At 50.6% G+C, this 11,483-nt stretch carries 13 protein-coding genes; 6 read left to right on the plus strand and 7 right to left on the minus strand.

Annotation, left to right across the window (positions count from 1 at the left end; translation table 11 throughout):
* Positions 1–20 precede the first annotated feature (20 nt).
* Complete coding sequence (locus LUQ50_RS03890) at positions 21–494, minus strand: pyridoxamine 5'-phosphate oxidase family protein (RefSeq protein WP_300036465.1); 474 nt, start codon at positions 492–494, stop codon at positions 21–23.
* Between the two features lie 141 nt (positions 495–635).
* Here LUQ50_RS03890 and LUQ50_RS03895 point away from each other — a divergent pair, with 141 nt between their 5' ends.
* From LUQ50_RS03895 to LUQ50_RS03910, 4 genes are all read left to right on the plus strand, one after another.
* The gene (locus LUQ50_RS03895) at positions 636–1,091 is read left to right on the plus strand and encodes a MarR family transcriptional regulator (RefSeq protein WP_300036468.1); all 456 of its coding nucleotides are present in this window, start codon (positions 636–638) and stop codon (positions 1,089–1,091) included.
* A gap of 54 nt (positions 1,092–1,145) precedes the next feature.
* Positions 1,146–1,511 (plus strand): carboxymuconolactone decarboxylase family protein, encoded by a 366-nt coding sequence (locus LUQ50_RS03900; protein ID WP_300036471.1) that lies wholly within the window; start codon positions 1,146–1,148, stop codon positions 1,509–1,511.
* Positions 1,512–1,595: 84 nt separating this feature from the next.
* Entirely contained in the window at positions 1,596–2,054 is a 459-nt protein-coding gene (locus LUQ50_RS03905; protein ID WP_300036473.1) for a hypothetical protein, read from the plus strand.
* A gap of 102 nt (positions 2,055–2,156) precedes the next feature.
* The gene (locus LUQ50_RS03910) at positions 2,157–2,777 is read left to right on the plus strand and encodes a hypothetical protein (protein WP_300036477.1); all 621 of its coding nucleotides are present in this window, start codon (positions 2,157–2,159) and stop codon (positions 2,775–2,777) included.
* On the opposite strand, the gene LUQ50_RS03915 is transcribed toward LUQ50_RS03910, so the two are convergent.
* From LUQ50_RS03915 to LUQ50_RS03925, 3 genes are all read right to left on the minus strand, one after another.
* Complete coding sequence (locus LUQ50_RS03915) at positions 2,762–3,424, minus strand: class I SAM-dependent methyltransferase (protein ID WP_300036480.1); 663 nt, start codon at positions 3,422–3,424, stop codon at positions 2,762–2,764. The genes LUQ50_RS03910 and LUQ50_RS03915 overlap by 16 nt on opposite strands.
* A gap of 64 nt (positions 3,425–3,488) precedes the next feature.
* Positions 3,489–4,382 (minus strand): SWIM zinc finger family protein, encoded by an 894-nt coding sequence (locus tag LUQ50_RS03920; RefSeq protein ID WP_300036483.1) that lies wholly within the window; start codon positions 4,380–4,382, stop codon positions 3,489–3,491.
* Positions 4,382–7,429: a DEAD/DEAH box helicase gene (locus LUQ50_RS03925; protein ID WP_300036486.1), complete on the minus strand. Its 3,048-nt coding sequence runs from the start codon at positions 7,427–7,429 to the stop codon at positions 4,382–4,384. Before LUQ50_RS03925 ends, LUQ50_RS03920 begins: the two co-directional genes overlap by 1 nt.
* A gap of 209 nt (positions 7,430–7,638) precedes the next feature.
* On the opposite strand from LUQ50_RS03925, the gene LUQ50_RS03930 reads away from it, so the two are divergent.
* Positions 7,639–8,106 carry a GyrI-like domain-containing protein gene (locus LUQ50_RS03930; RefSeq protein WP_300036490.1) on the plus strand — a complete coding sequence of 156 codons (468 nt, stop codon included), beginning with the start codon at positions 7,639–7,641 and terminating at the stop codon, positions 8,104–8,106.
* 4 nt (positions 8,107–8,110) lie between these two features.
* On the opposite strand, the gene LUQ50_RS03935 is transcribed toward LUQ50_RS03930, so the two are convergent.
* Positions 8,111–8,998, minus strand: a complete 888-nt coding sequence (locus LUQ50_RS03935) for a PhzF family phenazine biosynthesis protein (RefSeq protein WP_300036493.1) — start codon at positions 8,996–8,998, stop codon at positions 8,111–8,113.
* Positions 8,999–9,172: 174 nt separating this feature from the next.
* On the opposite strand from LUQ50_RS03935, the gene LUQ50_RS03940 reads away from it, so the two are divergent.
* The gene (locus LUQ50_RS03940; protein ID WP_300036496.1) at positions 9,173–10,204 is read left to right on the plus strand and encodes a hypothetical protein; all 1,032 of its coding nucleotides are present in this window, start codon (positions 9,173–9,175) and stop codon (positions 10,202–10,204) included.
* Between the two features lie 69 nt (positions 10,205–10,273).
* On the opposite strand, the gene LUQ50_RS03945 is transcribed toward LUQ50_RS03940, so the two are convergent.
* Positions 10,274–10,885 carry a hypothetical protein gene (locus LUQ50_RS03945; protein WP_300036499.1) on the minus strand — a complete coding sequence of 204 codons (612 nt, stop codon included), beginning with the start codon at positions 10,883–10,885 and terminating at the stop codon, positions 10,274–10,276.
* Positions 10,882–11,483, minus strand: a 602-nt coding sequence (locus LUQ50_RS03950; protein WP_300036502.1) for a DUF308 domain-containing protein, incomplete at its 5' end; no start/stop codon positions are given. The genes LUQ50_RS03950 and LUQ50_RS03945, both read right to left, overlap by 4 nt.

Below are 11,483 nucleotides of genomic sequence, written 5' to 3' on the forward strand. Positions count from 1 at the left end.
CCCACCTTAAGAAAGTGACTTCATACTTTTTGTACTGGATTCCAGACTGCTGAATCGAGTGATTCATAATATTTCGCTATACTGGGTATCATACAGAGAATTGCATTGTCCGGGTCCTGCACCCCGCCAGGATAGTACATGGTCCATTCATTCTGCCAGATCGCCTGTTTCAGAGCAGGATCAGATACCACCGAGATCGTCCCCCCTAGCATTAGTCCACGCCATTCTGAAGGACTGCAGTAATAGATCGAAGCCTTGTTGTTCTGCTCTATCTGACGAACCTTTTCTGACGAGGTATTGGTGGTAAAGAAGATCCTGAAATCCTGTCGGTACGGACGAAAAAAAGGAACCAGATCAGGATACCTGCCTTCGTTTCGCAGGTTGAGCATAGCCCGGGAATTTGGCCAGCCACTCGCATCAATTGTGGTCAGAACAGCTGCGGGAGATTCAGAGATCAGTTCCAGGGCACGTTGTTGAGCAGTACTGAGATCCATTATGGTATTATATAGAACTATTCGACATAATACTATCCTCGGGTTTATGAGTTAACAAAACCCGCGTAGACAGTATGAGGATCAGGATCGGATCAGGGATTTCGCAGAATGTTAATTCGATCCGCCTCCCAGTACATATCAATGGATCTCGGGGAGTTGTTTCTCCAGTTTATCGAACAATATCACGAGGTATTGCGTGACGCTGACGCAGACGAGATGAAGGCTACCGGTCTTCCCGACATCACCATCCACCAATTCTTTTATCTCAGGGAGATCCGTCACCAGGAACAGACTACACATACCCAACTGGCACAGGCACTTCAGGTAACCAAACCATCGGTAACCGCAGCAGTCTCCAAACTGATCAAGGATGGATTTGTCTCCCGGGTTCAATCAGCCGAGGATCAGCGGAAGTTTTATCTCTCTCTCACTAGGCAGGGCCACCTGATCTTTACTCACAAAGAGCGAGCGTACAAACGGTTTATCCAGCAGGTTGAACGACACGCTACGCAGGAACAAAAGATAATTTTGGAAGAAGCATTCAAAATAATGATCTCCAGTTTTCCTGAACCCGATTCTGGAAGTTTTGATGATTAGTTAGATTAAACAAACTATTTATTGATCCACGTATAACATCTCTCCATGGAGCAGATGCAGATCGATACCGGACTTGAAAAACTTAAGGAGATCGACGGAAGAGCCGGGGAAGTGGTACACGAACGGATACAAAAAATATCCCCATTCATGGCTGACTACCTTGTCGGATCATTTGGTGAGATCTGTTCGATCCCTGACATTGACAACAAAACCAGAGAAATCGCTGTGATCGGTGCATGCACAGCCTTGGGATACGCAATTCCTCAGTTAAAGGTTCACATCCACGCAGGGCTCAATGTGGGGCTGACCAGAGATGAGATCATTGCCATCATTAATACGATGACATTATATGCAGGATTTCCGGCAACTTTGAACGCCCTGTATGCAGCAGAGGAAGTTTTTGCAGAAGAAGGGTTGTAACCCAAGTGCTACATGATACATCATCAATTAGTCACAGAGAAACCAGGTTCAGGTACAGGACTCCAGGTAACCAAAACCCGGATAATGACCCTGGTTTCACCAAAAGATCAGGTTTTTCCTCTCCTGTGCCCGGAAAGAGAGTGCGACTGGGTGGATGGATGGGAGTATGACATGATCCACTCAAAGTCAGGGTATGCCGAACCCGGATGTATTTTCAGGTCCAGATTGCCATATGAAGGGGAATGTGTCTGGATTATGACCGATTATGTACCAGATCAGTATATCAAAATTATCAAAATCTGTCCAGGTTTATTTCTGCTCGAATGGTCGTTTAATCTGAAAGAGCATTCTGTCAGGGAGGACGATGTAGAAACAAGCAGGACAGATCTCACGATGATGTATACGATGACAGGTCTCTCATCGGAGGGTAATGAGTTCGTTGCAACTGCCATAGATCAGACCGTTCCCCCCATGATGGATTGGCTCGAAAAAAGTCTGAACCACTATCTGATAACAAAACACAAATTGTCAGCGAGCCGGTAATTCAATGCCCGATGAACTACCTGATCACGAAGATTTATCCCCCCATGGATTTATCATCCACCCTGCCTCATACTCCACTCACCCATACTCTGAAGGTGAATCATGGCAATCCCGAAAAAAGAAGATAGCAATCAGAAATTCAGGGATGCTCTCCTGCACCGATGGACAGATGGTCGTTCACCAATAGAACAGCGTATCAGTATCTTTTCTCACATCAGGGATATCCCGTATGCAATCGTCCCGGAATGGTTGGATTCTGATGACATCATCAGGATGATGATCACCGAAAACAGGGGATGGTGCGGGCCGAAACACCAGTTACTGTTCTGGATGTTTGAACGGCTGGGGATTAGGATCAGACCTGTTTATATCCCGTTCAGATGGCAGGATCAGCCGGTACGATACCCTGATTCGTTCAGAACATACTTTTCCGTCCTTCCTCCAACCAATCATCTCTTCTGTGAAGTAGATCTGGGAGGGGGCTGGCAGGTTCTGGATGCAACCTGGGATCCACCCCTCCGGCATGCAGGTTTTCCCGTGAACGAACCCTGGAATGGGATATCTGGGACCATCCCGGCAGTAACCCGGGTCACTCAGGGAGAGGTATCAGGATCAGTTCAGCCGTCCCGGGACAGACCGATGAAAAGGATCGGGTTTGTTTCTCATCTGAACCGCTGGCTTAGTGAGGTCAGAACTGATAGCAATAATCAGGAATCTGAATAACCATTACGCACCGGGGGTTTCTCCAGTATCAGCGTGTATGAAAACCGGTTTCCATAGAACTCCTTCTCCACAAACCCTACCGGTTCACAAAGTCCGATTACCGTGCTCCGGGTCTGAAAGTGGGGATCCCTGATAGTCTCTTCCACGAGCAGTCTTCCTCCCGGCTTCAGTGCCTGATACAGATCCTGTACTGCTGCTTCACGGCCAGGGATCTCACCCAGCACCGTGATCAGGACCATGCGATCATACTGTTCGGGCGGGAGGCGGGATTCTCCGATGCCACCCTGTAAAAAAGAAATATTTGTAAGTTTTTCCCGATCTGCACGATCCCGTGCCACCTTGAGCATCCCCTCCTGAAGATCCATGGCTGTCACGCTTCCCTCCTTGCCGACAACTTGAGCCATCGGTATCGTCAGCCTTCCCGGCCCACATCCTGCATCAAGTACCTGCATACCTGGCTTCAGATCAAGTCGGGTGAGTGTTCTGCGGGTCCGGGCACTCATCCCTCTGGAAAGCGGGGGATCCAGGAGCCACCTCATCCATACCGGACAGGGAAGGGAGGATTTTTGCGAGGCATACCTCCAGGCAAGGCACAAAAGGAGAAGAATGACAATAATCAGAACGATTGCGATGATTATCGAAAGCATATGATACTATTCTGGGGATGAGGAAGATAAATGATGCGGATAATCCGGGACCGGGTTCCACAAATTATTCCTGTTTTTTCAGCAGGTGACCATTTCCGTGTATCATATCCCGCACATATGCAGGAGCTGCCTCATAGACCGGTGCAATCAACTCGGAAAAATTCTTCTTCCCGACAACAAACGGTGAATCTGAAAGACGCTTCACCATCAGCCCTTTCATTGCCGGTTCAGCGCCTGGACGCACCATAAAATCGGTAACCGGGGTTCTGAAAGAGTAAAACCCGGATATGGTAAGTTCTTCAGGAGGTCTGACCTCTCCCTGATCAGATACCAGAACAGATGGCCCGGCAGATTCCAACTCCTCTGCTCCTCGGCGTGCGGTGATCGCTTCAAGGATCTGATCCTTTGTCCTTCCACGCATCGCAAAGATCAGGAACGGATCGGTATCAAACCGTTCAGCCAGGATATAATAGACCGCAGCGATATGTTTACAGGGATTTGCATAGTCAGGACAGGAGCAGTAGGTCTTCAGATCCTTTCCTTTCGCAGGAAACAGAGTCAATCCGGCATGTTGGATCACTGAATCGATGTCAGGTGGCATCTCACCGGAAAGCATCTGGGCAGAATAGAGAGCCTGTGATGAAATTCCCTCGAAGACCCGTTCCCACTGATCCTCATTCCATTCAGGTATTTCAATGGTCACCGTGTACGGACGGGAAGACGAACCCTGAACTTTTGCATGAATAACCCCGTCTTCCATTTGAAGGCTGATTACCTGCCCTTTCCGGGCATAGGTTCTCCCCCTCGCAAGCCTGTTCTCCATCCCCATGGCATGCAGGGCATCGAGGAATTTTTGTGACCACCACTGCTCACCGATAGCCCCTTTTCGACTCTTCGCCTTAATCCCATCCTTTACCGGACGCGGACTGGTCTTCTCATAATAGGGATAATAACCCATTATTCACCCCCGATAAGCTCACCGGACAAACGGAGGAGATCCCGGAGTTCATCGGTTGAGAGCGAAGTTATCCAGTCTTCTCCGGTACCGATCACGCTCTCTGCAATTCGCCGTTTCTCCTCGATCATCATGTCGATCCGCTCTTCCAGCGTTCCGGCACTGATCAGCAGATGGACTGCAACATTCTTCTGCTGCCCAATCCGGTATGCACGGTCAGTTGCCTGGTCCTCTACTGCCGGGTTCCACCAGCGGTCGATATGGAAGACATGGTTTGCCCGGGTCAGGTTCAGACCCACCCCACCGGCTTTGAGAGAGAGGAGAAAGAGCCGGGGACCCTGGGGAGAAGCAAACCGCCGCACCAGATCATCACGCTGTTTTCGTGGAGTTTTGCCATGGAGAAAGAGCACATCTTCCCTGAACTGACATTGCATCAGGCCGAGCAGTCGTTCACCAAACGCGGAAAACTGGGTGAAGAGGATCGCAGCGTCATCAGATGCAAGAACTTCTTCAAGCAGGGTAAAGAGCATGGCTATCTTACCTGACCGGTCGGGGGTCAGTTTCCCGTCATCCAGATACGCATTCGGATGATTACAGATCTGTTTGAGCCTGAGCAGGGCAGTCAGAATAATGCCACGACGGGCAATCCCCTCGGCTCCTTCCACATCTTTGAGCATCCCATCCACGGTTGCCTGATACAAGGTTGCCTGCTCAGAAGTGAGGGTACAGTACCGTTTCTGGATGTTCTTTTCAGGAAGATCAGAGATGATCGACTTATCGGTCTTAACCCGGCGGAGTACAAACGGTTTTACCAGTTTCTGGAGCTGTTCTGCAGCATCGCGATCATGGTACTTCTCGATAGGTGTGGCATAGTTTCTGACAAATGTGCCCGGCTGTCCAAGATACCCGGGATTTACAAAATCCATGATAGACCAGAGTTCCATCAGCCGGTTCTCAACCGGCGTCCCAGTAAGGGCTATTCTGACCGGAGAAGGGATCTTCTTGACCACCCGGGTCTGTCGTGCCTCATTATTCTTGATATTCTGGGCCTCATCAAGCACCATTACGTCCCAGGGATGTGCAACAAAGAGCGATTCGTCACGCTGAACCATCTGGTACGTGGTAAGGATGATATCGTGGGATGCAGCAGCGTTAGCAAATTCATCACCCTGAAGCCTGCCCTGTCCGTGATGAATGTGAACCTTCAATGAGGGGGAAAACCGCGATATCTCCCGCTGCCAGTTCCCGAGTAATGACATCGGAGCGACAAGGAGCGTACGGGCATCTTTCTTCTCCCCTTTCATGGCAAGGAGATAGGCGAGTACCTGGACCGTCTTGCCAAGCCCCATGTCATCGGCAAGACAGACCCCTAGTCCCCTTCCGGTCATGGACAGGAGCCACGAGAGCCCGGTCACCTGGTAGGGTCTGAGTGTGCCCCTGAATGATGCCGGAACCCTGATTTCAGACGGGGAAACGGGATCTGATCCAAGGAGCAGACCCAGATAATTGCGTGAATGCTCGTCATTACACGCGATCTCAACCGGATCGCCATCCTCATTCTCACCGGCAAGTCCGAGCCGGAGTGCATCCATAGCCGGAATAACTCCGTCAGGGTACTGTTTCTGAAACGCCCGGACCGCCTTTTGTAACTCTTCAGCATTGAAAGCAGCCCACTTTCCTCCGATATGAATCAGAGGCTTTTTGAGCCTGGAGAGGGTCTCATACTCCTCTGCTGATATGATCTGGTCACCAATCGCTATCTGCCACTGATACGAGAGGATATCTGAGAGCGAGAAGAATCCTCGTACATTGGACTGTTTCCCTTTCCGTTTCCGGGAACTGACCAGGAGACGGATAACCGGTTTCTTGGTTGCGTCCTTCCACCAGCTGGGAAGTAGAACTGATACTCCCATCTGCTGAATCAGGGCTGCGTACACAGTCAGAAAAGAAGAGGCCTCTTCAGAGGTAAGAGTAATGCCAACCGGTGCCCGGGACTTGAGTGAATTGCTCACCGGAGGGAAAAGTTTCCCTACCGCAAAGAGATCTGCCAGGAGTTGCTCCTGCGGATGCTCAAACCGATGATTCAGGTAGGTGAAGGTTACTGATCGTTTCTTCCAGATCTCAGCAGCAGAGATGAGAAGAGAGGGATCATCACGTGCCTGGAGATGGAACCCGATGCTGAACTCAGGGATCTCATCAGACGGCTCGGTAAGCCTGATACAGGTGAAAAACGACCGGCTTTTTTGTGGGAGAGGAGTCTGTACCTTCTGAACCGTCTCGATAAATTCAGGTGAGGAGAGCGAGACAGCAGAACGGGCATCACTGTCTCCCCTGAGAGCTCGGTACCAGGCAGCAGCGGGGTTGTCCAGGCTGGCTGCTCTGCCCCGGAGAGGTGAAGGAAGACCCGCACAGGATGTGGTTACCAGCATGTCAACGGCCGCATGGATAAAACAGGTGAGTAATGTCAGGGCATCCTGACGTCCTTCAGGGAATGAGCCACAAATCAGCGGCATTACGTCTGCAAGCTGCCTGACACGTGCATTATCATCTCCCTCAATAACACCTGCCCATCTCCCGATTTCCCCGGATGTACCGCCCGAGGCTGGAAAAAACTGTTCACGGGAGACGAGTTCAAGGGAAAACTCGAATGCGATCCTGAAAAAGAGAAGACTATCGCTACAACGGGTATGTGGAGAGATCCCCATCAGCGCTGGAAAGAGGAGGACAAGATCCTGAAACCCGACTGATACCGCAGGTATTGAGACCTGGCTGAAGGGTACCGGTTCATCAGAAGCATCATCAGAGGAGAGCGGACGATCTTCATGAACCGGGAGCAGGAGGGTGATAACAGCCGGTTCTATCGTGAGGGATGGCTCCATCTCTTCAAGGAGTTCTGCAACGCTGGCTGAAGAGAGGGCAGTCGGGTGTTGTATCCCCTGAACACGGGGCTTTCTCCCCCGTTTCTTAGGTTGCGTATAATCCGGGTTTTCTCCAAAGATGAAGAGTTTCTGGCCGGAATCTGGCTGATAACAGGCATGGAGAAAATTCATGGGATACTTCCAGATAGCAGTACTGTTGGAGACCTGGAAGGATGATGATATCGATCTGGTTACGGCAGTCTGGCTTGAAGATCTCACAACCGGCAGATGAGCGACATCGTTACTGCGGATTTATCCAGATCACAGCTCTGTCAGTCATAGATCACTATCCATCATAGATCACTATCCATATATGCTCATCCCGTTTATCGGTGAATACCATGATGACCAGTCACCGAATTATCACCGACCCGATTCATATCATCGGCATTGAAACCCGGACATCAAATCAGGAAGCACTGATCACGCTGCCCCGGATGTGGGAACGCCTGTTTCAGGAGAACCTGATTACACAAATACCAAACATACTCAGTTCAGACATCTATGCGATCTACACCGGATACGAAGGAGATCATACCCGGCCCTATACCTACATCCTGGGATATCAGGTACGTGATCGTACCACGATTCCCCCGGAATTGACTGGAATTACCATTGATCCGGCTTCGTACGAGGTATTTACCGCGAGAGGAAGATTGCCTGATGCAGTCGTCCGGACATGGGAGTTGATCTGGACTCCTGAAGTTGATGCCAGACGGGCATATCAGACTGATTTTGAGATATACGGGGAGAAGGCAGCGAACCAGGAAGACGGGGAGGTTGAGATCTGTATCGGCATTACTGGATAACCGATTACACCACCAGTTCTCCCTTTGCAACCAGGAAGACCGAACCTCCGACCTCAACGGTGATCTTCCCACCATGCTCTTCCACTTTTCCGTAAATCAGGGATGGACGGTTGATCTCATAACCCTGTTCAATCATGACGACCGGGGGTAGTTCGGAATCATACCGGTTTTTGTGCAGGTAGGCCATCAGACATCCCCCGGCACTCCCGGTTGCCGGATCCTCGACAACCCCGTAGTACGGTCCGAACATCCGGGCATTCAGGGTGTTTTCCGGATCGTATGGCTCATTACAGAAGAGATAGAGTGCTTTTGCCTGGGACGTGGAGATCAGTTCCTCATAGGCATCCATAGTGACCCGTGCTGCTTTCACGGCCTCTCGTGACTGTATCGGGACCATGATAAAGGGAAGACCGGTTGAGACCTCTTCGATTGGGAACCTGGTATCAAGTGAAGATACCGGCAGCGAGAGAGCACGTGCCACTTCGGCAGGTTCGAATGTCTTTCCAAACACCGGATCAGGCTGTTTCATCCAGAAGACAGAAGGTCTTCCGATCTCCAGGCAATAGGAGACCGGAACCTGCCCTGTCTGCAGATCAAGGGTGATCTCGTTCTCCGGGTGCTTCATGATCATCTCCCGGATCACAAACGCGGTCCCCAGAACCGGGTGTCCGGCAAACGGGACCTCATGCTCAGGGGTGAAGATCCGTACCTGATAGGTGTTATTCAGTGCGGAAGCAGCACCGATGAACGTGGTCTCTGAAAAATGCATCTCCCTTGCAATCTCCTGCATCTGTTCTGGCGAGAGGTGAGCAGGGACTACCATTACTGCCAGTTGATTGCCGGTAAATCGTCTCCTGGCAAAGACATCAACGATATAAAACGGGATATTCATAGGTTCAGGCTCTGTACACCTTTTGATCCCAAAGAGAGATAGGTATTGAGATCAGCCTCACTCACCAGCCTTCGAGAGAGATCAGGGACCCTGGTGAGAGAGAGGGAGAGTCCTGAGAGACGATCAGATCATTTCAGATCATAGTACTAAATACTTTCACGTCCCTGAGTGGCTATGCATATCTCGTACCTGACCTGGTTTCTCCTGTTGATACTCATCGTACTTTCAGGAGTAGTGGCAGCAAGCAGCCAGGAGCATACCTGGACCAATGAAAACATGGATAATCTCTTTAACACTCCGGATAAACCGACCCTGGTGACCTTTAATTCGTGTGTGAAGATCCTCTCGATCACCACCAATCACTGGAATTACGGAAAAGGGGACACTCCCAAAAAGATCAGTCTCTTTCATGAGGACGGGACACAGTTCGGTCCCTGGGGAACGTTTGGAAAGAACGGAACAAAAGACGAGCAGAATGTATACTGGGTCTCTACTCCTGGAGACGTTCTGAAACCCGGAACCTACTCGGTGGCTGACTCAAGCCCCAATACCTGGGCTCATAACGACGCATCTGACAACCGGGGAATTGTGACCATCGTATCTGAGCCGGTACACTGCCTGAATGAGACCGGGGATATCCCCCTGGATCCTCAGGAGACAGTCACCCCGATCCCTACCATCCCTGAAGAGATGGAAGGAGGAGTTACGATTGAAGCAGGGGATCTGGATCCCGCTACCCTCAAAGGGGGAGCGAACGACACCGAAACAATTCCGATTATCAAACAGGTCGCATTCAGACCGCTCAGCAGTTCGATACACGGGGGAGATCCGGCATATGTGATGCTCAGGGTGAAAAATACCGGAGAACGTGCACTTGAAGACGGATATGTAACGATCAGGTTCATCAGTAAGGATGGCTCGTTTTCATACAAGGGAGGAACGGCCAAGATCCCGGCCATCACTGCCGGGGAAGAGCGGGATATCCCCCTCATCATCAAGACCGAAGGGTCGGATGGAAAACAAACCGGTAACACCCTCTCCTGTTCCGAGTACCTCCTGGACGGCAGTATCAATGAACTGATGGAAGGTGGGTATTTTGAGAAGAGAGGAGAACTCATCATGGCCCGGGAGAAATTTATCGACATTAACGGCTGTTGTCAGGAGCCCTTTAGCGGAACCTCGCTCAGAGGATGTAGGAGTTCATAGATCGGTGAAGGGTTAAAAAAAGATCGTGCCGGGCATTCGTGCCGGGAATACCGGCACGGACTCCCGGTATTAGAGAACCTTCATCAGAATAGAGGCAAGCATAAAGAGAAGCAGCCCGTTTATGATGATGATCCCGGCAATGATCAATCCAGATACCAGCCCTGGCAATAACATGGTTATCCCAAAGGCTATCGAGACGATATAGAGTATCATTTGGGTTTTCTGCATCTTTTTGAGCAGCGGATGAATTTCAACCGGCTCTGCTGGCGGATGGAAGTACTCTTTCAGCATCGGGATACGCTGTTTTGCCAGGAGGAGTGCTCCACCGGCGATGTTGAGAACCCCGAGCAGAATCCTGATAACATCGGTCAGAATACCAGGGACAATGCACGAAAATATACCCATGGCTGCAAATCCTACTCCGATGATGACCATCAGCCATGAACGCTTATACTGGCCGAGCGGGGTTTCCCCAAGTGACATCATCTGAATTGCGTTGATAACCAGCAGAAGTCCGAGTTGCCCATCAGGAGAGAAGGGGATGAGCCCGAGGTTTACCGGAAACAGAAGAATGCCAAGGACCACCAACAGGACTCCGACCATCATCACAACTGCGATTGAGAGCGGAAGGGAGGCGTCACTGAATAACCGGCTACGTCCGGCAGGAAGACTCTGATTCATACTGCCCCTCCAACAGCACTCTCTCTCCCGGGATACATGCGGTTTACCTTCTGGATACACCAGGAGAGGTGGAAGAACGCGAACCCGTACAGGATGAGCAGTACCGCTATCTCAGGATTCGAGATGATACCAGGGAGAAGGGTGACTATTCCAAGCAGGATTGATATGCCGTACACAAGGCTGCACGCAACGATGAGCCTGCGTATGATTCCCGGGGAATTCACCCATTTTTTTGCTTTTTCCTCGGAGATGAAGAGTTGGAAGAGGAGAGCGGCTCCTCCCACCAGCAGCATACATCCTACCAGAATCCGCACCAGGTCGGTAACAACACCGGGGATGAAACAGGCGATCATCCCGAGAACTGCGGTGCATATGCCTATGATGATGATCATCCACGAGCGGCGGAGATCACCGAAGGGTGTCTTTCCCATCAGAATGATCTGAAATGAGACCAGTACGAGCAGAAGCCCGTACATGCTATCCGGTGAATATGGCAGGTCTCCGGTATGGATACTGAAGAGCAGGATACCAAAAAAGAGCATAAATATCCCGAGGATGAGCAGGATGACAACCTCGAGTGAGAGATCAGATTCATTTC

Origin of the sequence: Methanospirillum sp. (assembly GCF_028679455.1) — an archaeon.
Lineage (GTDB): Archaea > Halobacteriota > Methanomicrobia > Methanomicrobiales > Methanospirillaceae > Methanospirillum.